The 25,791-nt window shown below is 37.0% G+C and carries 18 protein-coding genes; 12 read left to right on the top strand and 6 right to left on the bottom strand.

What is annotated here, in order from left to right:
* Positions 1 to 30: 30 nt before the first annotated feature.
* The 6 genes from glmM (at position 31) to uvrA (ending at position 8,101) form a co-directional block, all read left to right on the top strand.
* On the top strand, positions 31 to 1,416 hold the full coding sequence (gene glmM / locus E4T88_RS16400) for a phosphoglucosamine mutase (protein WP_135107344.1): 1,386 nt from the start codon (positions 31 to 33) through the stop codon (positions 1,414 to 1,416).
* A gap of 102 nt (positions 1,417 to 1,518) precedes the next feature.
* Positions 1,519 to 2,205, top strand: a complete 687-nt coding sequence (locus E4T88_RS16395) for a DUF2461 domain-containing protein (protein ID WP_135107342.1) — start codon at positions 1,519 to 1,521, stop codon at positions 2,203 to 2,205.
* A 53-nt stretch (positions 2,206 to 2,258) separates the two neighbouring features.
* A complete protein-coding gene (locus E4T88_RS16390) occupies positions 2,259 to 3,155 on the top strand; it encodes a diaminopimelate dehydrogenase (RefSeq protein WP_135107340.1) in 897 nt (298 codons plus the stop codon).
* Positions 3,156 to 3,275: 120 nt separating this feature from the next.
* On the top strand, positions 3,276 to 4,100 hold the full coding sequence (gene ispE, locus E4T88_RS16385) for a 4-(cytidine 5'-diphospho)-2-C-methyl-D-erythritol kinase (protein WP_135107339.1): 825 nt from the start codon (positions 3,276 to 3,278) through the stop codon (positions 4,098 to 4,100).
* 144 nt (positions 4,101 to 4,244) lie between these two features.
* Positions 4,245 to 5,222, top strand: a complete 978-nt coding sequence (locus E4T88_RS16380; protein ID WP_135107337.1) for a lytic transglycosylase domain-containing protein — start codon at positions 4,245 to 4,247, stop codon at positions 5,220 to 5,222.
* Between the two features lie 41 nt (positions 5,223 to 5,263).
* Positions 5,264 to 8,101, top strand: coding sequence for an excinuclease ABC subunit UvrA (gene uvrA, locus E4T88_RS16375; protein ID WP_135107335.1), 2,838 nt, complete (start codon positions 5,264 to 5,266; stop codon positions 8,099 to 8,101).
* Between the two features lie 421 nt (positions 8,102 to 8,522).
* On the opposite strand, the gene E4T88_RS16370 is transcribed toward uvrA, so the two are convergent.
* Complete coding sequence (locus tag E4T88_RS16370) at positions 8,523 to 9,314, bottom strand: tetratricopeptide repeat protein (RefSeq protein ID WP_228093981.1); 792 nt, start codon at positions 9,312 to 9,314, stop codon at positions 8,523 to 8,525.
* Positions 9,315 to 9,473: 159 nt separating this feature from the next.
* Here E4T88_RS16370 and E4T88_RS16365 point away from each other — a divergent pair, with 159 nt between their 5' ends.
* From E4T88_RS16365 to E4T88_RS16340, 6 genes are all read left to right on the top strand, one after another.
* Positions 9,474 to 10,073 carry an RNA polymerase sigma factor gene (locus E4T88_RS16365; RefSeq protein WP_135107333.1) on the top strand — a complete coding sequence of 200 codons (600 nt, stop codon included), beginning with the start codon at positions 9,474 to 9,476 and terminating at the stop codon, positions 10,071 to 10,073.
* Positions 10,074 to 10,133: 60 nt separating this feature from the next.
* The gene (locus E4T88_RS16360) at positions 10,134 to 11,117 is read left to right on the top strand and encodes a FecR family protein (protein WP_135107331.1); all 984 of its coding nucleotides are present in this window, start codon (positions 10,134 to 10,136) and stop codon (positions 11,115 to 11,117) included.
* A 113-nt stretch (positions 11,118 to 11,230) separates the two neighbouring features.
* Complete coding sequence (locus E4T88_RS16355) at positions 11,231 to 14,635, top strand: TonB-dependent receptor (protein ID WP_135107329.1); 3,405 nt, start codon at positions 11,231 to 11,233, stop codon at positions 14,633 to 14,635.
* A gap of 20 nt (positions 14,636 to 14,655) precedes the next feature.
* On the top strand, positions 14,656 to 16,257 hold the full coding sequence (locus E4T88_RS16350) for a SusD/RagB family nutrient-binding outer membrane lipoprotein (RefSeq protein ID WP_135107327.1): 1,602 nt from the start codon (positions 14,656 to 14,658) through the stop codon (positions 16,255 to 16,257).
* Positions 16,258 to 16,456: 199 nt separating this feature from the next.
* A complete protein-coding gene (locus E4T88_RS16345) occupies positions 16,457 to 19,084 on the top strand; it encodes a glycosyl hydrolase 2 galactose-binding domain-containing protein (RefSeq protein ID WP_135107325.1) in 2,628 nt (875 codons plus the stop codon).
* Positions 19,085 to 19,314: 230 nt separating this feature from the next.
* Positions 19,315 to 20,235 carry an AraC family transcriptional regulator gene (locus E4T88_RS16340; RefSeq protein ID WP_135107323.1) on the top strand — a complete coding sequence of 307 codons (921 nt, stop codon included), beginning with the start codon at positions 19,315 to 19,317 and terminating at the stop codon, positions 20,233 to 20,235.
* A gap of 125 nt (positions 20,236 to 20,360) precedes the next feature.
* On the opposite strand, the gene rhaD is transcribed toward E4T88_RS16340, so the two are convergent.
* The 5 genes from rhaD to E4T88_RS16315 form a co-directional block, all read right to left on the bottom strand.
* Entirely contained in the window at positions 20,361 to 21,161 is an 801-nt protein-coding gene (gene rhaD, locus E4T88_RS16335) for a rhamnulose-1-phosphate aldolase (protein ID WP_135107321.1), read from the bottom strand.
* 10 nt (positions 21,162 to 21,171) lie between these two features.
* Complete coding sequence (rhaT, locus tag E4T88_RS16330; RefSeq protein ID WP_135107320.1) at positions 21,172 to 22,200, bottom strand: L-rhamnose/proton symporter RhaT; 1,029 nt, start codon at positions 22,198 to 22,200, stop codon at positions 21,172 to 21,174.
* A 32-nt stretch (positions 22,201 to 22,232) separates the two neighbouring features.
* A complete protein-coding gene (locus tag E4T88_RS16325; protein ID WP_135107318.1) occupies positions 22,233 to 23,492 on the bottom strand; it encodes an L-rhamnose isomerase in 1,260 nt (419 codons plus the stop codon).
* 10 nt (positions 23,493 to 23,502) lie between these two features.
* Complete coding sequence (locus E4T88_RS16320) at positions 23,503 to 24,981, bottom strand: rhamnulokinase (protein WP_135107316.1); 1,479 nt, start codon at positions 24,979 to 24,981, stop codon at positions 23,503 to 23,505.
* Positions 24,982 to 25,109: 128 nt separating this feature from the next.
* Entirely contained in the window at positions 25,110 to 25,790 is a 681-nt protein-coding gene (locus E4T88_RS16315) for a response regulator (protein WP_135107314.1), read from the bottom strand.
* Position 25,791 lies beyond the last annotated feature (1 nt).

The raw sequence follows: 25,791 nt of genomic DNA, 5'->3' as shown, positions 1-25,791 counted from the left end.
TTAGACAGTTACTACATTAATATAATAAAAATGACCTTAATTAAATCTATTTCAGGAATTAGAGGAACCATTGGCGGTAGAGTCGGTGATGGACTAAACCCTTTAGATACTGTGAAATTTGTATCAGCCTATGCAACTTTCATTAGAGAAAGTAAGAATAATGATTCGAACAAAATAGTTGTTGGACGCGATGCCCGTATCTCTGGTAAGATGATGGAACAGATTGTTACCGGAACTCTTATGGGGATGGGTTTTGATGTCGTTAATATTGGTTTGGCTACAACACCTACTACTGAGCTTGCCGTAACAATGGAAAAAGCATGTGGTGGAATTATACTCACAGCCAGCCATAATCCAAAACAATGGAATGCATTGAAGCTTCTGAATGAAAAAGGAGAATTCTTAAATGCAAAAGAAGGAGAAGAGGTTCTTCGTATAGCTGAGGCCGAAGATTTTGATTATGCACATATAGATCATGTTGGTACGCTTACAGAAAGAGACTATACAGATAAACATATACAGGCGGTTTTAGATTTAGAGCTTGTAGACGTAGATGCCATTAAAGCAGCAGATTTTGAAGTAGCTATCGATTGTGTAAACTCTGTGGGAGGAATTGTACTACCTAAACTATTAAAAGCTTTGGGAGTAAATAGAGTCAATGAACTTTATTGCACGCCGAATGGTGATTTCCCGCATAATCCTGAGCCTCTGCCAGAGCATCTCAAAGATATATTTACAATGGTAAAAACCACACCTTCTGATGTGGGCTTTGTTGTAGATCCGGATGTAGACCGTTTAGCTATTGTATGCGAGAATGGAGAGTTTTTTGGAGAAGAATACACCCTGGTTGCTGTTGCAGACTATGTGTTGAAACATACTCCGGGAAATACTGTATCCAATCTGAGCTCTAGCCGTGCTTTGCGTGATGTAACCCGTAAATACGGTTGTGAATATAATGCTTCTGCAGTAGGAGAGGTGAATGTAACTACGCTGATGAAGGCTACCAATGCCGTGATCGGAGGAGAAGGAAATGGTGGTGTTATCTATCCTGCAAGCCACTATGGACGTGACTCTTTGGTAGGTATTGCATTGTTCCTTTCTCATTTGGCACACGAGAAGAAAAAAGTAAGTGAAATACGTGCATCATATCCCGAATATTTTATAGCGAAACAGAAGGTACAGCTAACGCCAAGTATCGATGTAGATGCTATACTGAAAGCTGTTAAAGAAAAATATGTTCAATATGATGTAACAGATATAGATGGTGTGAAAATAGATTTCCCAGACAAATGGGTGCACCTTCGTAAGTCGAATACCGAACCTATTATCCGGGTGTATTCTGAAGCTCATTCGATGAAAAAGGCAGAGGATATCGGAGCTGAGGTAATGGCTGTTATAATGCAACTTGCAAAATAAAAATAGAATAAATAAAGAATAGCAGTTTTGTAAAAAGCTGCTATTTTTTTACCTTTATATTTAGGAATAAAAAATTATCATATATAAAGGATTAATATAGATATGAAAGAATTAACATTCAAAGGCTTTACTCCAAATACTTTTCAGTTTCTCAAAGACCTGAAAGAGAACAACTATAAAGAATGGTTTGATGAGAATAAACATGTATATGAGAAAGAGCTGTTGAATCCATTAAAGGCATTGGTTACAGCTTTGTCTCCCGCAATGCATAATATCGATCAGTCTTTTGAATTACGTCCCCACCGATGCCTATCGAGGATATATAGAGATACACGTTTTTCGAAGAATAAAGATCCCTATAAAGATTTTATGTGGATGGCTTTTCAGATCCCCGTAACAAACGATATATGGAAAGATTATCCGGGATACTTTATGGAGATATCGGCTACCGGATATACGCTTGGCTTAGGGCTGTTTCAGCCAAAGAAAAAAGTAATGGATGCTTTCCGAGACGAGGTTACTTATGATGCTGAGGAGTTTCAGCGAGTAACTCAAGCTTCTGTATTAGATCGGGGATATGTAATAAATGGCGAGGAATATAAGCGACCTATACCTAATGATCTACCCGAGTATTTCCAACCATGGATACAACGCAAAGGGATATGGGTAAGTAAGACACGACCTGTAGGAGAGGAATTGTTTTCTCCTGATTTTGCCAATTTGATAAAAGACGATTTTCATGCTATGGAATGGCTGTACAACTTTATGAAGGAAGCCACTCAGATATAGTCTGATTAATAAGAAATTATAGTTATAAATCTAACAAATATAAATCAATATCAATGAATAAAATTAGAGCAGCTATTGTAGGTTACGGAAATATTGGACAGTATGTATTGGATGCAATTATTGCTTCACCCGATTTTGAGGTGGCCGGTATTGTCCGTCGTGATCCATCAAATGTGCCTGATGAACTAAAAAAGTATCAGGTCGTAAAATCAATAAAAGAACTAAAAGACGTGAATGTGGCTGTGCTTTGTACTCCCACTCGCAGCGTTGAAGAATATGCTAAAGAGTGCCTGGCGTTGGGTATCAATACGGTAGATAGTTATGATATACACGGTGGTATTGTAAATTTACGCCGTGAGCTGGATGCTGTGGCCAAAGCGAATAATACGGTATCTATCATATCTGCAGGATGGGATCCGGGTACAGACTCTATGATCCGTTCCATGTTTGAGTTTATGGCACCCAAAGGCGTAACATATATAAATTTTGGTCCGGGTATGAGTATGGGACATACTGTTGCCGTAAAAGCTATTAAGGGAGTAAAGGCGGCACTGTCGATGACTATTCCACTGGGCACTAGTATTCATCGTCGTATGGTATATATTGAGGTCGAAGAAGGCTATAACTTTTCTGATGTAGCGGCAGCAATAAAAAGTGATGACTATTTTGCACATGATGAAACGCATGTGATGCAGGTTGAAAATGTAGACAACTTGAAAGATATGGGACATGGAGTGAATATGGTTCGTAAAGGTGTATCGGGTGCAACTCAGAATCAGCTCTTAGACTTTAATATGAAGATCAACAATCCTGCTTTAACAGCTCAGGTACTAGTTGCTTCGGCTAGGGCTACGATGAAACAAGCGCCGGGAGCTTATACAATGATAGAGGTTCCTGTTATCGACTATATATATGGAGATAAAGAGGCTTTAATAAAAAAACTGGTGTAATAATTATATCAAAAAAATCTGTCTCAAAAGTAAAGACTTCGTTTATTCTTATTATACACAGAAGTTTTGCTTCTGAGGCAGACTATCAAAAATCATTAGACTTATATTCAAAATAGAAATATGATAACCTTTCCCAATGCCAAAATAAATTTAGGGTTGAATATAGTATCAAAGAGACCAGATGGATATCACAACCTTGAAACAGTTTTTTATCCTTTAGCGATAAAAGATGCTCTTGAAATCATTGTAAAAGATGGGCAAGGGAGGGATACTTTTTTCGAATCAGGAATTAAGGTTGATGCATCACCCGAAACAAATTTAGTTATGAGGGCATTGTCCTTAATGCGAAAACATTATGATTTTCCATTTGTGGAAGTTCATTTATTAAAGAAAATACCGTTTGGTGCAGGCTTGGGGGGAGGGTCTGCTGATGCATCGTTTATGCTTAAGCTGTTGAACCAAACTTTTCAGTTGAATGCGTCTGATGAGAAACTAATCAGATTGGCTGTCCAGCTTGGAGCCGACTGTCCCTTTTTTATATATAATCATCCCGTATTTGCCACAGGAATAGGTGAGGTTTTTGAAAAGATTGAATTGTCTCTTAAAAACTATTATTTTGTACTGATAAAGCCTGAGATACATGTACCTACAAAAGATGCTTTCGCTTTGATTTCACCAAAACAACCAAAACAGTCTCTGAAGAAAATCGTAAAATTACCTGTTGCAGAATGGCGAGGTTTGATGGAGAATGATTTTGAGGAAAGTGTGTTTGCTAAATATCCGGCTATAGGCGATATAAAGAATAGTTTGTACCGACAGGGTGCGCTGTATGCTTCAATGTCGGGTTCAGGTTCATCCGTTTATGGTATTTTCACTGAACAAGTTGAGGACCTGGAATCTGTTTATAAGGACTGTTTTTGTCAACAAGGAAAATTCGAATACTAAAAACAGGAAGGGCTGTGATGCTCAAAAAATGCTGCTTTAAGATAAATTATAGATAAGCAATGTTTGTCGGACTTTTACTTCCAGAAATAAAATTGTACCTTTGATAGCTATTTTTTTAATGAAATATTACAAAACTAGCGATAAATGAAGAGAGTATTATTGTTCACTATTCCAGTTGTTTGTGTCTGTGTTTTAGCTTTTGTGTTATTGTCGAATAATAGCCATAGCGAAACAGAGTCTAAAGTTCCTTATGTCTTATCTATGACGAAATCTATAGACATTCCCGAGAAGGTTGATTTTGCAGGGGAGGAGATAAAGCTTGACCGATACGATCTTCATGAGAGGTTCGATAGAGAGATAAACGGATTTACATATTTACATTCGACGACGTTATTACTTATAAAAAGAGCGAATCGATATTTTCCTATTATTGAGCCGATTTTAAAAGAAAATGGAATTCCTGAAGATTTTAAATATCTGGCGGTAATAGAAAGTAGTTTAGACCATAGAGCAGTATCTTCTGCCGGCGCAGCCGGACTATGGCAGTTTATGCCAAAAACCGCACCCGGATATGGATTGGAGGTTTCTTCTGAAGTGGATGAAAGATATTCGATAGAAAAATCAACTAAGGCTGCATGTAAATATCTGAAGGAAGCTTACAATAAATATGGCAGTTGGACAAGCGTGGCAATGTCATACAATGCTGGACAGGGGCGTATCAGCGGAGAGCTAGATAAACAACAGGTTGACGAAAGTCTTGATCTGTGGCTCGTTTCTGAGACTTCACGCTATTATTTTCGAATGTTGGCTATAAAGTTGCTATTTGAAAATCCTTCCAAATATGGATTTATCCTCACAGAAAAAGATCTGTACAAACCGATTGAATTTACAAAAGTTGAAGTAACAGAATCGATTCCCGATCTGGCATCTTTTGCAAAAGAAAAAGGGTTGACATATGCACAATTGAAAGATTTTAATAGCTGGCTGAGAGATCGTAAATTAACAATTTCGGCTAAAAGCCAAAGTTCATATACAATTCTTATTCCTACACAGGAATCATTATACTACAAGAAAGGTAGTAAGGTAAGAGTCCATGATAAAGCATGGATTTCGCATGACTAATTAAAATATGCATAATTAGACAAGGAGCGTTTGGAAATTTGATGGAGACAACTATACCCGAAGAAAAAGACGTCATAAATGTATATGGCGCACGTGTTCATAATCTTAAAAATATTGATGTAGAAATTCCACGAGATTCACTTGTTGTGATTACAGGACTCAGTGGAAGTGGCAAATCATCATTAGCATTCGATACTATTTTTGCAGAAGGCCAAAGGCGTTATATAGAAACGTTTTCGGCTTATGCGCGTAACTTCTTGGGGGGTATGGAGAGACCTGATGTAGATAAAATTACAGGTCTGAGTCCGGTAATATCTATAGAACAGAAAACAACAAATCGTAACCCACGATCGACAGTAGGAACAACTACCGAAATATACGACTTTCTTCGCCTATTATATGCTCGTGCGGGAGAAGCCTATTCTTATCTTACCGGAGAGAAAATGGTTAAATATACCGAAGACCAAATCTTAGAGCTTATCCTTGAACGTTATATCGGGAAGAAAGTATATTTGCTTGCCCCCGTTGTTCGTAACAGAAAAGGTCACTACAAGGAGTTGTTTGAGCAAATAAATAAAAAAGGTTATCTGACAGTACGTGTGGATGGTGCAATTCGTGAAATTATACCCGGTATGCGTCTCGATAGATACAAGATGCATAGTGTAGAAATCCTGATTGATAAGTTGGTTGTTTCCAATAAATTTGCTGATAATCTCAAAACCAGCTTGCGCACAGCAATGAAGCAAGGCGATGGGCTGATCATGATACAAGATGTAGATACAGGGGAGGTAAGGCATTTTAGCCGCCAATTGATGTGTCCGTCTACAGGGTTATCTTATAGTGATCCTGCTCCGCATTCATTCTCCTTTAACTCTCCACATGGAGCTTGTCCTCGTTGCAAGGGGTTGGGAGTAGTGAATAAAATAGATATGGAAAAGATTGTGCCGAAACCACAATTGAGTATTTATGCGGGAGGTATAGCCCCATTAGGAAAATATAAAAACTCATTATTCTTCTGGCAGATAGAGGCTATCTGTGAGAAGCATGGTGTTACGATTAAGACTCCAATCAAAGATGTTCCTGAGGAAGCAATAGATGAAATCATGTTTGGAACAGAAGAGCGTTTGCAAATTAAGAACGAGTCTTTAGGAAGTTCTAATTATGTAGTCGCTTTTGAGGGTGTTGCCAAATATATCGAAATGCAGCAGGATAGTGATTCTTCTGCTTCGGCACAAAAGTGGGCAGAACAGTTTATCAAAACAGATGTTTGTCCCGACTGTAATGGGCAACGATTGAGTAAAGAAGCTCTTCACTACAAAATAAATGATAAGAATATAGCCGATCTTGCCGAGATGGATATTCAGCATCTCTTCGAATGGATACAAGATATGGATGTACATATCTCTGAAAGGCAAAAGCTGATTGCCGGAGAAATAAAGAAGGAGATCGTATCCCGCTTGTCTTTTTTATTAGATGTCGGTCTTAATTATTTATCTCTAAATCGTCCATCCGTATCTCTTTCGGGAGGTGAAAGTCAACGTATACGCTTGGCTACACAGATCGGTTCTCAGCTTGTAAATGTGCTTTATATACTCGACGAGCCTAGTATCGGACTTCATCAGAGAGATAATACAAGGCTGATAGATTCGTTAAAAAAGCTACGTGATACAGGCAATTCTGTTATTGTAGTAGAACACGATAAAGACATAATGCTGGAAGCTGATTATATTGTAGATATGGGGCCTTATGCGGGCAGGCGAGGAGGGAAGGTTGTTTTTGCAGGTACTCCCGACGATATGCTCAAAACCAATACAATGACAGCTAATTACCTGAATGGTAAGCTTGAAATTGAGATACCTAAGAATAGACGCAAAGGCAATGGAAAGAAGATAACATTGAAAGGTGCAACCGGACATAACCTTAAGGGAGTGGATGTTTCATTTCCCTTAAATACATTTATTTGTGTTACGGGTGTTTCGGGTAGTGGAAAATCGAGTCTTGTAAATGGAACATTACTACCTATTCTGAGTCAACACTTGTATCGGTCTTTGGCTGATCCATTACCTTATAAAACGCTTGAGGGAATAGATCTTGTGGATAAGGTGATAAGTGTAGATCAATCGCCGATAGGACGTACACCACGTTCGAATCCTGCAACCTATACGGGCGTTTTTTCAGATATAAGAAATTTATTCGTCAATCTTCCTGAATCTAAAATAAGAGGCTATAAAGCCGGACGTTTCTCTTTTAATGTAAAAGGCGGTCGTTGCGAAGTCTGTGGCGGTAACGGCTATAAAACCATCGCAATGAATTTCTTACCGGATGTATATGTGCAATGTGAAGAATGTCATGGTAAGCGTTATAATAGAGAAACGCTAGAGGTCCGATTCAAGGGGAAATCAATAGCAGACGTTTTGGATATGACCATCAATATGGCTGTAGAGTTCTTTGAGAATGTTCCTAATATACTACATAAGATTAAAGTATTGCAAGAAGTGGGACTTGGGTATCTAAAACTTGGACAACCTTCAACCACATTGTCCGGTGGGGAATCTCAACGTGTTAAACTTGCAACCGAACTAGCACGTACAGATACAGGGAATACCATCTATATATTGGATGAACCTACTACCGGCCTGCATTTTGAGGATATACGAGTTTTACTCGGAGTCCTTAATAAGCTTGTTGACAGAGGAAATACAATAATCGTTATAGAACATAATCAAGATATAATAAAAAGTGCAGATTACATCATCGATATGGGACCTGATGGTGGAATTGGAGGTGGAACTGTGGTTGGTTATGGGAAACCCGAAGATATTGTAAAAAAGGGTAATAGCTTTACTTCTGAATACTTGAGAAAGGAAATAAGCAAGTAAAATCTCAAAATAGGATTAATTTTGAAAAAAAATAGATATTATCTATTGTTAATGTGTAAAATTTACTATCTTTGCTGAGCAAATAGAGATAATATTCGTTTTTGAGATAAATACAATCGAGTCAGGTGAAATTACCGCTTCAATAATGAAGGATCGCTTTGTTATTTACAATCAAAAATACAATATAAAGAAACACAGAGTTGGTTCCTGAAATACATTTGAACCAAGTAGTCAGGCTGCAATCAACTCTATTGTGTAGTTTTGTAAAGTTTGTGTTAAGGTTGGGAAGTCTGCGAAGGTGATTTCGCGGACTTTCTTTTGCGCAGAATGAATCTACAGCATAATCCTAGTTCTTATAGAAAAGATTATATCTATATTTATTTATCTGAATTGTGAAGGTAAGTTGTTGGCCAATACTTATTTATTGGTCTATTTTGCTTTTTACAATCTTAATGCTTGTTTCTACCTCTTTTCTTAGATCTGAATCATCGTTATCATTTAACATTTCTATTACAGTTTGGTAATCTTGTAGAGCCTTATTGTATTCTTGCATTTCATAGTAAGTATTTCCTCTATTATAATAAGCTATTGCTGAATTTTCCAGCTTTAAGGCTTTGTTATAGTCAAGTATGGCTTTGTCGTAATATTCAAGTTTTTCGTATACTAACCCGCGATTGTTGTACGCACTGGCATAATCGGGCTGTAAGTCGATCGTTTTATCCAGATCTTGTAAGGCTTTATCGTATAGTCCCATATTGCTGTATATTGAGCCTCGGTTGTAGTATGACATCGCATCTTTGGGATCGAGGTCTATAATATCGGAGCATACATTCAATGTTCGCATTTCATCTCCCATCTGATAATATGCTGTAGCAAGGTGTACATATGTTTTCAGTAATACCTTGTTTCGCCATTCGGTATCTTTTTTATATTTCTCATCATTATTTATTCGTTCGATGAGGGTACTTAGCATGTCTACCTTCTGTTGAGGAGTGTCTAATTTTTTTAATGCAAAATATAGGTCATTATTAAATTTAACTAAGCTCTTTTCTCCTTTCTTTTTTCGGCGTGCTATCAAGAAAAACATTAACGCAAATGATAATAACATAATCCCGAACATTGCCATAATGCCAATTATGCCTATATTTACAAACCAAGACGAGTTACACGAGGTAAACAATAAAGACAACGATGATATATATATAATCCTCATTTTAAATAAATAAAGTGTTGATACAGTTTTAAGCGGCTTCTTTTGCAAATTTAGATAAAAAGATCAATTATAGAAACTTTCAGCCAAAAGCTATTGAGCTTTTTGGTCTTGAATATATAAAATTAGTAGATTTGTATCGTTAACCTTTCTTAATTCAGTATGTCTCTAAAACTACATGCGCGTATAGATCAACAGATGGACGATTCTGACTTATTCTTTTTGATACAGAAAAGCAATAAGGAGGCTTTTACTATCGTATATAATAGATATCATAAACAATTGTATCTATTAGCTTATACATATCTTAAAGATAGAGATATGTCGGAGGATGCCATTCAGCATGTTTTTTCTAAATTATGGGAATTTCGTAAGGATATTAAGATTAAAGTCAGCCTAAAGAATTTTCTTTATACCATAACGAAAAACTATATACTAAACCAGATCAGAGATAATAATACTGCTATAAAAAAGAATTATGAGTTAGCTTTATCTGTAGAATCTTACGAGGATAATCTATTCGATATTATTGAGCAAAAAGAATTAATGATGCTTTTCAGAAAAGCATTGGAGATGTTGCCTCTACAGAAAAGACAAGTTTGTTTATTAAAAATGGAAGGCGATTTATCGAATCAAGAAATTGCTGATAAAATGCAAATTTCTATCCATACGGTAAAGACTCACTATGCGCAGTCAATTAAACTTTTAAGAGCCCACTTAGGAAAAATGTTAATAAGTATTTTATTTATCATTCTTTTATAGGCTATGTGTGTCAATAATATATGAAAATACTAACATACTATATTATAATTCGTATTAAAAATGGAAAGACCATCTGAAGAAACGATCAGAAAAGTTGTTGATGGTATTGCAACACTCGAGGAAACTGCAACGGTAGTAGAATGGTTTGCTACCGAGGAAGGACAAATGTATCTGTCTCATGAGATGGATATGCGTTCTTTTAATGCAAAAGAAGGCTATGAAGAGCTTTTTGTTGATCATGAAATTCCATCAGATAAAATGTTTAATGAAATACTTGCCAGGGAAAGGCGACGAAAACTGCGTCGTACAATGTACCGAGCAGCTGCTATTGTCATACCATTTATTTTGTTGCTTGGATTGGGGTGGCAGGTTAATAAAAAAGTAGATCTTTTTGGTAAAACAGAGTATGTTGATGTATATGTACCTAAAGGTGAGCGGTTACAGGTTATGTTTCAGGATGGTACAAAAGCTTATCTGAATTCGGATACTCATTTGCGTTACCCTAAAAAATTTAGTTTGTTTGACAGAAAAGTTTTTTTGAACGGAGAAGCCTATTTTACAGTAGATAAAAACCCCGACAGACCTTTTATTGTACAAATAGATGATGATATGGTAAAGGTTTATGGTACAGAGTTCAATGTTAAGGCATATTCTACCAGTAACCTAATATATTTAGCTTTGGATAATGGTAATATAAGTCTTATTCCTTTTACAAAAGGACAATATTATATAAAACCGGGAGAAAAACTTGCTTATGATCGAAAAACAGGAGAATGTAGAATTACGAAAAATGAAGATACAGGTTTTGTTTCGTTATGGAAAAAAGATATTCTCGCATTTAAAGATACACCTCTAAAAGATGTTATTGCAGATCTCGAACGTTGGTATAATGTTTCTTTTACAGTAGAAGACAGGCGAGCTTATATTTACTCATATACCATTGTTTCGGAGAACGTATCATTAGAAAAAATTTTAAAAGACCTAGAAAAGATCTCTCCTGTAAAATTTACTCTTGACGGAAATACGGTGATTGTCAGTATGTAATAGCTCTACTAAAATAAAATTATAAAAAAAATACACTTCCTAGTCATACTTTTTTTATCCTTGTGGGTCTATTATGTAAAGGACCTATTTTTTAACCTTAAAAAATGTAAACTATGAAACGTGTAATTTTAGCTTTTCTGGTTATGTTTCTGTGTACGACGATAACAGTGTCTGCACAAAAGGTAACTATGAATCTTCAGCACGCGAAGCTGGAAAAAGTTTTATCAACAATTGCCGAACAGACAGGTTATACTTTTGCATATAGCCAGCCTGTAGTCAATACAGATAGAATTGTAAGCATTGAGGTAACAAACACAGACTTGCCTCAAGTGTTGCAGAAAGTTTTTTCTGGAACAAACATCTCTTACGAAATAAGAGATAAGAAAATCCTCCTTTCTGAAAAGAAAGACGTTAATCAGGATCCCAAGACAACACAACAAACTCAAAAAATTACAGTAAAAGGAATTGCTCTAGATGAGGCTGGAGAACCTTTGATTGGTGCCAGCGTGTCAGAAAAAGGCATAACAAATGGAACGATGACAGGGGTAGATGGCGATTATAGCTTGACGGTTCCGGCAAATGCTACATTAGTTGTCACTTTTGTAGGTTATCTCTCTCAGGAGATTCCATTAAATGGTCAGAAGACAGTCGATTTCACTCTTAAAGAAGACTCAAAGATGCTTGATGAAGTTGTTGTAACGGCATTGGGTATTAAACGTGATAAGAAATCACTCGGATATGCTATGCAGGAAGTAAAGGGTGATCAATTAACAGAAACACGTGATGCTAACGTTGCAAATGCTTTAGCCGGAAAAGTAGCCGGGTTGCAGATAAAACAGTCAGGAACAGGTGTTACTGGGTCTAGCCGTATTGTTCTACGTGGAGGAAACTCTATTGCTGGTAATAATCAGCCATTGGTTGTTGTTGACGGTGTACCTATTGATAGCTCAACTGGTGGTACTGACGACTTTTGGGGCAATCATAGTGTAGATAAAGGTTCTAGTATGGCAGATATCTCACCTGACGATATCGAATCGATTTCGGTACTAAAAGGTCCTGCGGCAGCAGCTCTTTATGGGTCACGTGCGGGTAATGGTGTTATAATGATAACTACTAAAACAGGGAAAAATCAAAAAGGAATTGGTATTTCATATAATTCAAACTTGACATTCGAAAGACCAATGCAACTGCCTAAATATCAAAATACATACGGACAAGGCGAAAATGGAAAATATGTTCAGAACTCGGTAGGAAGCTGGGGGGCTAAAATGGATGGTTCGCAAATCACCGATTTAGCCGGAAATCCAACAACTTATTCTTCCGGAGATAATGACTTGATGGATTTTCTTCGAACTGGAACAACTTGGACTAATAGTTTAGATTTAAGTAGTAGTAGCGACAAAAACTCTATACGTGTTGGAGTTATGAATCTTAGAAATAAAGGTGTTGTTCCAAATAGTTCTTTCAATAAAACATCGGCAACACTTCGTGCTACAGCCGATTTAACAGACAAATTGTCTTTTGATGCTAAAATAACATATTATACTCAGAAGACAGAAAACCGTATAAAACTGGCTGGAGACCCGGACAATATTTTCCGTAATTATTTATTAATGCCACGTTCAGTACATTTTAGTGACTTGAATCGTTACCCTGATTATAAATTCCCAGAGAATACAAAGAATCCGGCTAATAGCGCAGATCTTTCAGGTAAGCCTGTTTCTTGGACAGATCAATATAGCGGGCTGATACGAAATCCTTATTGGGCTGCTTATAAAGATACCAACTCAGATAGAAGGGATCGTGTTCTTGGATTTGGATCCTTGAAATATGAGTTTACTGACTGGCTTAATATACAAGCTCGTTATGGAATTGACTACTTCTCTACTCAATATGAAATGAGAGATGCAACAGGGCTTCCTTATTGGTTTGCTCAAGGACAATACATTATGAACAAAGAAACATCTTATGAAGCAAATGCAGATGTATTATTGACTTTCAACAAGCAGTTGTCAGAAAAAGTAGGATTGTTAGCTACAGCCGGAGGTAATCTGATGTATAGACGCGCGGATGGTATTTATGGAGAAACAGGCCCAATGATTATTCCTGATTTTCATACATTGGCTAATGCCGGCAAGTCTTCAGCGAGAAGTGCCTTAACTAAAAAAGCTATCAACTCCTTGTATGCTACTGCTTCATTGTCTTATGATAATACTTTATACTTGGATGTAACTGCTCGTAACGACTGGTCTTCTGCTTTAAGTGCTGACAACCGTTCTTATTTCTATCCTTCGGTAGGTACCAGCTGGCTCTTTACCGAATCATTGAATAAATGGAATATCAAGCCAAGTTTCATTGACTTTGGTAAATTGCGCCTTTCATGGGCAGAGGTAGGGAATGATACTGATCCATATCGATTACTAGATTATTTGACATTAGGAACAACATATGTGTATAATCCTGAAACAGATCAGGTAGAAACGATATTGAATGGTAAGAAATCGAATATCTTAAATAATCCTGACTTGAAAAATGAAACAATTACTTCATGGGAAGCAGGTTTAGAGTTAAGAGCATTCAATAACCGTTTGGGGTTAGATTTTGCTTATTATACTAAAGATGCTACAGATCAGATATTAAAAATGAATGTACCGGCATCAACAGGATATTCTTTTAAATATGTAAATGCCGGCAAGCTGAGAAACAATGGCGTGGAGATTTTACTAACAGGTACACCTGTGAAAACTAAGGATTTCTCATGGGATATTACACTAAACTACTCTAAGAATAAAAGTAAAATTATAGAGTTGGCTGATGGTATTGAAACTCAAGAATTACAAGACCCTTCTTTGGGAAGCTTAGGCATAAAGATTGTAGCTGCAGCCGGGGGCACTTATGGTGATATTTATGGGAAGGCATATGCCCGAAATGATAAAGGTGAGCTTATTATAAATGAAAACGGGTTGCCTACATTTGGTTCTGATTTTGTAAAATTAGGAAATTATAATCCCGATTGGATGGGTGGTATCTCTAATGCATTCCACTTTAGAAATTTTGATTTCTCATTCCAGATCGATGGTCGCTTTGGTGGAGATGTATTCATGGGATCAATTCAATCGGGAACCGGCGCAGGAACTCTGAAAATGACAGAAAGTGGACGTGATAAAATGGTTGTTGCCGGAGTGACTGCTTCGGGTCAGGTAAACGCAATTGAGACCACTGCAGAGAAATATTGGGCACAATTGGCTACCGGCACAGAACCATGGATATATGATGCTACAAATATACGTTTGAGAGAAATGAGTCTTGGATATTCGTTCCCTAGAAAGATGTTATCAAAAACTCCATTCCAAAAGATTAAGCTTAGTTTGGTAGGAAGGAATCTATGGATGATTTACAGTAAAACTAAAGGTTTTGATCCAGAATCCGGATATAGCACAAGTAATGCACAGGGTATCGAATTTGGTTCTATGCCTACAATGAGCAGCTATGGATTTAACCTTAATGTAACATTCTAAATCTTAAAAATTACAGACAAATGAAAACAAAAAAGATAATATTTGCATGCCTGTTGGGGATAGGGTTACTGGGAACAGCATGTACCAATTTTGATTCAATCAATGAGAATCCGAATGATGCCACTGAGAATATGTATGACTTTGACAAAGGTAACCTGGGTAAAGCTTTACGTAACGGAGGGGTATTCTATGATGCAGATGTACAGCAGCGTATCAAGGCACTAGGGATGGATGTTTTTGCTCAATATGTTGGCGGAAATAGTACAGCCAGAGTCTGGACTCCTAACGATGGTTGGCTATCTCTTTATTGGAATAATTACTATACAGACTGGTTTGCTTCATTGAATATCGTAATTGCTAATGCTCAGAAATACGAAGGACGTCAAAATTCACTCGCTTTAGGTCGTATCTGGCGTGTGTATATGCAATCACAATTTACCGATTTTTATGGACCGGCTCCTTTCCCTAAATCACCGGAAGATACAAACCCTGATTATGAGTCTTTAGATAAACAGTATGAATTCTTCTTCAAGGAACTTGATGAATCTGTAAAATTGTTTGATTCATCTAAAGATTTCCTCACAGTAGAAGATCAGATATATTATGGAAATATAGCTAAATGGAAACGTTTTGCGAATACATTACGGTTACGCCTTGCTATAAAAATGTCAGAGATTAATCCTGAATTATGTAAGACTCAGGCTCAGGCTGCATACAATGCGGATGGAGGTATTATGATTTCGGGCGATGATGCCGCTCTCCCCGGAGTAAGTGGAGTTTGGGGACAGCAATATGTTTATTATATGTATCAGGTTGGTTGGTCGGATCGTCAGGTGATGATGAAAACTATGGAGAAAATATTAACAGGCATTGGAGGCATGGCTTATGCCGGAACTGCGGCTATACATCCAGAAAAAGTAGATCCTAGAGGTGAACGTTATTTTGATCCTAGTCCTGAAACAAACACTTGGGCGGGACTAAAAGCCGGAATACAAACAGAACCGGCTGGTGAGCGAAATAGAGTATCAGCAATGAGTCGTACATGGATTATTCCGAATGATAATCGCAAGACAGATTTATTCCTATACTCAGAGGCTTGTTTCCTTATGGCTGAAGCTGTAGAAAGAGGTTTTGTAACAGGTGCAGGAAGTGCTAAAGATTGGTATGAGAAAGGAGTGAAGGCTTCTTTTGCAAAATGGAGCTTATCAGATAGCCAGGCTGTTGATTATTTAGCTTCTAATGACCAAAATCTTTTTGGTACTTCTGCAAAGTATGACGATGCTTCAGGAAATGGTAATACAAAATTGGAAAAAATAATCACTCAGAAGTATATATCGCATTATATAGATTTGTCGAGAGAATCATGGAATGATAAGCGTCGTCTCAACTTACCGGCAATGGATATTCCAGAATATAGAGATCCGGGTGCAGGAACATATCCAAACGATGGAAATATCAAAAACCCATCAAACTTTATATCTCGAATGGTTTATCCACAAAGCGAGGCTCTGAATAATAAATCTAAATATGAAGCCGGAGTTGCTCAGCTTACAGGTGGAGATAAAACCTCTTCTCCTATATGGTGGGCTACCAAGAAAAGTAACTATTGTACATCTAATTAATAAATTTTAGTTCTTTATAACTAAAGCGGGAGAACAGACTCGTATTCTCCCGCTTTTCTAAATTCTATAGTATATTGGAGAAAACTCAATCTGTAGGAGTAGATTGAGTTATTTAGCCCTGTATCTTTCTCCATGTCTACAATTTTCTGTATATTTTCATCTACTAAGAAAAACAGATAAATTACTCAAGTCAAATGCCATGATTTACAAAAAACTATTATCAGTATTTATATTACTATGTCTTCTTTTTTCGGTAAATTCTTGCCGTGAACAAGAGGAGAATATACATCAAAAAATTAATCTAGCTACCAATTGGTACATTCAATTGTCTGATAGCATAGAAGGTAAAGGAGACTTTGTATCTAGTTCTCAACAGTCGATAGAGAATTGGTATAGAGCAACAGTTCCATCTACGGTGATGGGTGTTCTTACTGCAAATGGAGTTTTTCCTGATATTTTTGTAGGAACAAATATTAAAGATATAGATAAAACCCAGTTTGATAAAGCGTTCTGGTATCGTAATGAATTTGCATTGCCTGAGTTGAATAATAATCAGCATGTATCTCTTTGTTTCGATGGAATATCATATTATGCAAATATTTGGTTGAATGGAGAATTAATAGCCTCAAAAGATTCTATATATGGAACATACCGTCATTTCTCTTTTGATGTAACCCCACATGTAAAATCAGATAATAATGTTTTAGCTGTAGAAGTTTTTAGAGCCCGCCCCGGAGATCCTAATACAGGATTTGCCGATTGGAATCCTCGCCCGGCTGACGAAAGTATGGGAATATACAGAGATGTATATTTATCTATAACAGGTAATGTAAGATTGAATAATACATATGTGAAACCTGAAGTAAATACTGAAACGTTAGAGGAAGCGTGGCTTACAATAGAAACTGAAGTTGAAAATCTTACAGATCAGGAAATTTCAGGAGATTTGGTGGGAGAAATAGAATCGAAAGAATTTTCTTATTCGGTTACTTTGGCTCCTTACGAAAAGAAAAAAGTAAAGATAACATCGGTTGAGGCGGCAATATTACACATCAAAAATCCTCGACTTTGGTGGTGCAATAATATGGGTAGCCCCGAACTTTACAATCTGGACTTAAAATTTAAAACAGATAATACTGTATCAGACAGAGAAGATATAACCTTTGGTATACGTCAAATAGAATCTTATCTGACAAAAGAAGGATATAGAGGTTTTAAACTAAACGGAAAGAACGTTTTGCTAAAAGCAGCCGGATGGACAGATGATATATTCCTGCGCGATACTCCTGAGAGCAACGAAATACAGGTGCAGTATGTCAAAGATATGAATATGAACATGATTCGCTTCGAAAGTTTTTGGGGTACAAGCTCTAATATATATGATTTGTGTGATAAATACGGAATAATGGCTGTTGTAGGTTGGAGTTGCCAATGGGAGTGGGAGGCATATTATGGAAAACCATGTGATGAAATGTATGGTTGCATGCTCACTGATAAAGAAATTGACCTTATAGCACAATCATTCGCCACACAAGTACTATGGTTGCGTAATCATCCGAGTATTATATCTTGGATGCCGGGAAGCGATATGCTTCCGATACCAAAATTGGAAGAAAAATATTTAGCATTCTTGAAAGAATCAGATAACAGAATCTATGTAGGTGCAGCAAAAGAAAGAACAAGCGAACTGTCTGGAAAAACAGGAACTAAAATGGCAGGACCTTATGAATATGTGGGACCAAACTATTGGTATATTGATACTCTTTATGGTGGTGCATTTGGCTACAATACTGAAACAGGAATAGGAGCACAACTTCCCGTTTTAGAATCGATTAAAAAATTTATACCCGAAGATAAATTGTGGCCGTTAAATGATACTTGGAATTTCCATTGTACGACCTCTACTGCAGCAATGAACTCGTTGAAAGAACTCACAACTGTAATAAATAATAAATACGGACAGGCTAAAAATCTGGAAGATTATCTGATGAAGGCTGATCTTGTCAATTACGATGGCACTCGAGCTATGTTTGAAGCATTTAGAGTAAATATAGGCAAAACCACGGGCATTGTTCAATGGATGCTAAACTCAGCATGGCCATCTTTGTATTGGCAAATGTACGATTATTACAAAGTGCCTACGGCTGCTTATTATTCTGTGAAGAAAGCGAATCTAGCGCTTCAGCTAATCTATAATTATGGAAATAATAGTATATATGCCGTTAATGAACAGCTAAAAGATATAAGCGGTTACAAGGCTATTGTACAGGTGTTTGATATAAACTCTACCGTTAAAGAGAAAAAAGAAATACCATTAGATATCAGAATAAATACATCTGTCAATATTTTACAACTAGCCCCTCTAAAAGAAAATGTATTTCTTGCTTTAGAAATATTGAATCAGCAAGGTGAGGTGGTCGCTGATAATTTCTATTGCCTATCTTCTAAGCCAGATGAATATATGTGGGATAAAACCGACTGGGTGCATACTCCTGCTAAAAGTTATGCGGATTTCAAGAGTTTATCTACTTTAAAAACAGTTGAGTTAGATATTCAGACAAACAAGTCAGAAGAGCAGGATAATATAATTTATACTGTAGAGATAAAGAATCCATCAGATAAAATAGCATTTATGGTAAATCTGAAATTAAAGGATAACAGAGGAGAGATGATTACCCCTGCTTTCTGGTCCGACAATTATATAAGTATATTACCCGGACAAAAAAAAATCCTGGAATGTAAGGTAAATAAAGGCACTATTAGTAACAATAATATAAAATTGGATATTAAAGGATGGAACAGCCCGTTGTTGGAGGTTAATATTTAAGGCGCAATTGAATGTAAATTGAAAAACCACTATTATTAGAGAGAACCCTAAAAGCTATCAACTTTTAGGGTTTATTTATATACATGGGGCTCTGATACATTAGACAAATTGATATATAGATTGTAAGAAATGATATTTTTACCATTATTCATACTTAAATGTGCCTCAATCTAAATGTTTTGCTTTTAATTTGTACTCATAATCTTTGCCTTATTCTTTTTTGATATTACATGAAAAATTCAATTCATCTGAAATATTTAATAGTGAATGAAAGCGACCAGCTTTGGGGCTTGACAATTAATTCTGTCGGGTATCAGTCTATTACGCCTCAGACGGTATACCCTCCAAGAAATCATCCTACACGCTACTTGTTTTCAACAGAAAGGGGGCGTATACTGGATGAATATCAGTTATTATATATAACAAAAGGGAGTGGAAAATTTATTTCTAATAGCATAGAAACAAAAAAATCCCAATCGGTAAAGGACGGAACTATATTTTTACTTTTTCCCGGAGAGTGGCATAATTATATGCCGGACAAGAACATCGGTTGGGACGAATATTGGATTGGTTTTAACGGAATAAATATTGATAACAGGGTTGCCAATGGATTTTTCAATCAAAAAAAACCAATTTTTCAGGTAGGGTTAAACGATCAGATAGTAGCTTTATACAAACAGGCAATTGAAATAGCAGCAGAACAAAAATCAGGGTTTCAACAAATGTTGGCCGGAATAGTCAACCACTTGTTAGGGCTGGCATATTCTTTAGATAAGAATTATTCCTATGAAGGTTCCGAAGTTATAAATCATGTAAACAAAGCAAAAATACTGATTCTTGAAAATTTCAGAGATATAAAACCGAAGGATATTGCAACCGAATTGAATATGAGCTATTCCAGTTTTCGTAAGGTTTTTAAAGAATACACCGGATTTGCACCTTTGCAATATATTCAGGAGCTAAAAATACAAAAGTCGAAAGAGTTATTGACGAATACCGCTATTCCTGTGAAAGAAATCGCTTATCTGATGGGATTTGAAAATCAAGAGTATTTTTTTACTGCATTCAAAAAGAAAACAAATATTACTCCCTTAGAGCATAGAAGATTTACTCAGGGAGTATGGGAAGATAAAACGAATAATGGGTTTTAGCCTTCGACCTGTCATAATAACCATTGTATCACTTATCCCTTAAAATAGAATCCATCCAGATTTTTCTTTTTCATATTGTTATGTAAGAAAGTCCGGATGGATTTATTATTAGTCTTATAGCTGTATCAAATCTGTATATTAAAAGGTTCTATCAGGCCTTTTATTTGTTCTTTGGTTAACCCCTCAGGTGTGTATCCGCAAGTTTTGGCAAATGCATATATCTGTGCCGACTTAGAAAGTGTGTCAATCAAATCGAATGTATCTGTCAGATTCTCACCCACGGCAAATACTCCATGCTTTTCCCAAATTACAATATCATGTTTATCGAGTACAGGAAGTGTTAGTTGCGCTATAGCTGTAGTTCCGGGCACTTCGTAAGGCACAAGACCTATACCTCGAGGTACAACGATAAACGTTTCAGGGTGCATTCCCCATAATAGATCGTTCAAAGCCTCGCTGCTTTTCAGCTCAGGAATATGGGACAATGCAATAAGATCTGTTGGATGAGTATGTAATACCAGCCTGTTCTTTGAACCTTTTTTCTTGAATGAAGATAAAATAGAAAAATGTGACGCTAACTCAGATGTTGGCTTTACGTTTTCTACTGCGATAACATCATAAGAGTTGCCATCTTTTGAAACTCTCACGATAGAGCCATTTTTTAATGGGTCTTTTGCCACATCTCGCATTCGTTTTCCTGTTCCTGTTACGTAGAAAAAGTCACCGGACAATTCTATCATATTCTTAGGAAGCTGAAAACTAGACAAAGGCGGTATGTCTTTGTTTTCATCTCCGACAATATCAGTTATATTTATTGAAATATTTCCGGCATTGCGTTCTGCCCATCCTTTTTGCCACAGATAACCCGCAATTTCGGCTACTTCATCAAGCTGTTCTTTCAGCTTATCGTTAATATTAAAAATCATTTTCTATTATTTAAAGTTGTGGATAAATTATCGAAAATATCAAAATCGCTAATCCTGTTACAAGTATTACAATCGTCTTTTTCTTTACACCTTGCCATTCTTTGAGTATGATGCCCCAAATATTACTAAACAAGACATTGAGCGACATCAGGATGCTCCACGAAAAAGCCATCATAACACTTTCCGGCTCGAAGAAGCTTTGTCCTACTCCTAATCCGAAAAATTGAGAATACCATAATAGCCCTGCCAATGCGCAGAATAGAAGATTATTAATCCAGTTGGATGCTGTGATTGTCGTATAATCTTTGAAACTCTTATTCTTATAGTTTTGAAACAAGCAGTAACATGCATTTGTAACAAATCCTCCAATAGTGACAAGGAATATAATGGGGTTCAAAGTCAACAAGCTTTCTGAGCCCAATGAGAGGATGTGAGCCTTAATAGGCGCCCCGGCTTCGAGTCCTAGATTGAAGCAGGCACTCATTACTCCGGCTAATATCGCAATGAGTAAACCTTTCTTCAAGGCAAAGTCTTTTACAGCCTTTTTCTTTTCATCGTCACTCATGTTGCTCGACTTCAATGCTCCTGCATACCCGATAACGGCTATCCCTGCAATGGCAATACTCACTCCGGTAAGTAGAACCAATCCTTTGCCACTAAGCAGATCTTGCCCTTTGAGCAAAGCCGGAATTAATGTTCCGAATGCCGAACATGTACCCAAAGCGAGAGACTGCCCTAAAGCAATTCCCAGATAACGCATGCTCAAGCCAAATGTTAAACCTCCAATTCCCCAAAGAATTCCATAGCCGATAGATTTATAAACAGCGACGCTTTCCTGTAAATAAACATCGAAAAGGGACAGCCCGTCCGGCATCGCCAGGAGTGCTCCGACAAAAGGAAAAACCAACCAAGCAAAAATACCTTGTATCAGCCAAAAACACTCCCATGACCAATTTTTTACTTTATTGATCGGAACATAAGAACTGGACTGCCCCAAGCTCCCTATTGCAATTATAACCAAACCTATTATTGTATTCATACTAAGAATGCTTTTTTCGCTTTATAGATATTTTATATCCTTTTAGCTGTTACATCTTTTTCATACTGTTGTACTTCCCTAATATAATTTTCTCCTACAGCGATGTTATTTTTGAGACAGAAATAGTCCCAAACAGCATTCCAAGGCAGAGCTTTAGCTTCTTCAAGAAGAGCAAGACGTTCAAAATATTGTCCGTTGGCTTCATAGTCCCGTAATGTTGCTATTGGCTCAAGCAAAGCTTGTAATAGAGCTTTTTGTGTGGCTCGTATGCCGATCACGTATGCGCCTATACGGTTGATAGATGCATCGAAGAAATCGAGACCTATATGTACACGATTCAATGCATCTGCCCGGATAATTTCTTTTGCCAGTTCGATAACATCATCATTCAGTATAACTACATGATCCGAATCCCAGCGAATAGGACGACTTACGTGTAGCATTATCTCGGGAGTATATAACAGTAAAGATGAAATTTTGTCTGCCACATTTTCGGAAAGATGAAAGTGACCTGTATCCAATGTTACTATTTTTTGTTTCTTTGCTCCATAACCCAGGTAGAAATCATGAGACCCTACTGTATAACTCTCGAGTGCAATACCAAAAAGTTTAGATTCTAGACAATCTTTCATATTGAGATATTCTGTCGCAAATATCTCATCTAATGATTGTTCCAATATCTGACGATATTTGTAGCGATTTACTGTCAGGTCTTTCATACCATCATGTATCCACAAGTTCATGATACACGGATCATTTTGGAACTTACCCATTTCCTCAGCCACAGCACGACAACGCTTTGTATGTTCAATCCAGAAGTCGCGAATAGCTTTGTCTGGATTCGCAAGTGTTAAATCTCCGCTTTTAGGATGGCCGAATGAGGTCGAGTTGAAATCCAGTTTTAAAGAATTTTCTGTAGCCCATTGCATCCAACCCGTAAAATGAGAAGGTTCGACCTGATCTCTGTCTACTGCTTTATTGCCAAATTCGCCATATATCTCATGTAGGTTTAAACGATGGTTTCCTCCTACTAGGGTTAATACTTTTTCAATATCGGAACGTAACTCGTCAATATTACGAGCTTTACCGGGATAATTTCCTGTAGCTTGAATACCGCCTCCTCCTACATTTGTCAGATTTTCAAACCCCGTTACATCGTCAGCCTGCCAACAGTGAATAGAGATTGCAACATCTTGTAATGTCTTAAGTGCAGCTTCTACATCAACGCCTATTTCGGAATAGCGTTCTTTTGCTATTTCAAAAGACTTTAATACTAATTCATTTTTTTTCATGGTCACTTCTTTATTTTTCTATTAATTTCAAAAATTTTTCGTAAGCGTTATTCCACAATTCAGTATCTTGTGGTTCATAAGATTCAAGGGTAAATGACTCGTTGATTATAGCTCTTATTTCTTTAAGAGACTTTACCAAGCCCAATCCTTTGGCCTGCATCATGATATTTCCTATGGTTGTAGCTTCGTACGGACCAGCTACAACGGAAAGACCTGTTGCATTGGCTGTAAACTGGTTTAATAATTTATTTTGTGAGCCGCCACCTATAATATGCAAAACTTCGATAGCGTGAGGAGATAATTCGCAAAGGCAACTTAATACATATTTATATTTTAAAGCAAGACTTTCAAAAATACAACGTATAAATTCAGCATCTTCTTTTGGTGCACTTTGTCCGGTGTCGGTACAGAATTTTATAATAGATTCTATCATACTCTCCGGATTAGCAAAGACGGCATCGTCCGGATCAACAAAGCATTGAAAGCCTTTTGCTGTTTTTGCCATTTTTATAATCTCATCGTAAGTGTAGGTGCGCCCTAGCTGTTCCCATTCTTTGCGGCATTGCTCCAGCAGCCACATGCCTGTGATGTTTTTTAGAAAACGAATTGTACCTTCAACCCCACCTTCGTTTGTGAAGTTCATTCTATATGATTGCTCATTTATAATGGGCTCATCTACTTCTATGCCCATCAACGACCATGTGCCGGAACTTATATATGCAAATTTCTTGTTCTTTGCAGGTATTGAAACAATGGCAGACGCAGTGTCATGACCTGCTACTGCAATTATCGGAATTGTATTTAATCCACACTCTTTAGCTATTGAGTCTCGAAGCAATCCGACTACTTTCCCTGGTTTTATTAGTGGAGGAATGACAGAGGGATGTACTTCTATCGCTTCTAGTAGTTTATTTTCTATCTTTTTTGTCAACGGATTCAGAAGCTGAGAAGTAGAAGCTATAGTATATTCACAGGCTTTGTTCCCACTCAAAAGATAAGATAACGCATCGGGAAGAAACAATATCTCTTTTGCAGATTGTAATGCCGCCGATTTTTCCATCTTGGCAGCATATAGTTGGAATAAACTGTTAAAGTTCATGATTTGTATTCCGGTAAGCTTATATACTTCTTCTTTGGGGATGAGTTTGAAGTATTTTTCAGGACTTCTTTCTGTATATGGATCTCGGTAAGAACGAGGAAGATTCAATATTGTTCCGTCTTCGGCCACATAGACAAAATCTACTCCCCATGTATCTATACCTATTGCATTAATAGCTATATCCAAAGACGATGCTGCTCGCATGCCTTCCTTTATGGAGTTGTATATAGAATATATATTCCAGTAGTACTTTCCTTGTATCTGTAATATATCATTGCCAAACCGGGTCAACTCTCGCAATTCCAATTTTCCATTATCAAACGTTCCGAGTATAGAACGTCCGCTAGTTGCTCCCAAGTCAAAAGCTAAAAAGTTGAAAGTGTTATTCATGTTTTAAAATTTCTATTCATCACAAAAGTAGATTATAGAAATTTCAAAAAATTACACAATATGATTTTGATATTTTACAATATGATTTAAATAATGAATAGTGGTAGTTGTAAAGGCGGGGCTTATATTTATAACCCGAACCGATATCCTATACCTGATTCGGTAACTAATAGAGTAGGTTTAGTGGGATTATCTTCTATCTTTTTTCTCAATTGGGCAACAAACACACGCAGATATTGGGTTTGCTCTACATAACCATATCCCCATACTTCTTTGAGTATGTACTGATGGGTGAGGACGCACCCTTGGTTTTTAACAAATAAACTTAGTAATGAGAATTCTGTTGGCGTTAGGTCTAATAGTTCATCTTTTTTCTTCGCAATGTGGTTTGCTACATCAACAGAGAGGTCTCCGATCTGAAATACAGGAGTGTCGTTTGCTGTTTGTCCCTGTCTTAGTGATGCTCGTATGCGGGCAAGCAGTTCTCCTGTTCTAAAAGGTTTTGTGAGGTAATCATTTGCTCCCTTATCGAGAGCATGTACAATATCTTCTTCCGAATTGCGTACAGATAAAATAATTATTGGCTTATAGAACCACTCTCTCAGATTTTTCAACACATCTATTCCGTCGATATCAGGCAAGCCCAAATCGAGGATAATAAGTGAGGGTTGGTGTGAAGCCACCATCAGAAGACCCTCTTTACCCGTGCTTGCTTCTATCGTTTTGTATCCGCTTGCCGAAAGAGTTATTTCCAACAGGCGGCGTATTTGAGTTTCGTCGTCTACAATCAGAATTGTATCTGTATTCATC

Origin of the sequence: Dysgonomonas mossii (assembly GCF_004569505.1) — a bacterium.
Classification (GTDB): domain Bacteria; phylum Bacteroidota; class Bacteroidia; order Bacteroidales; family Dysgonomonadaceae; genus Dysgonomonas.
This window is presented reverse-complemented; position numbering and strand designations above follow the sequence as displayed.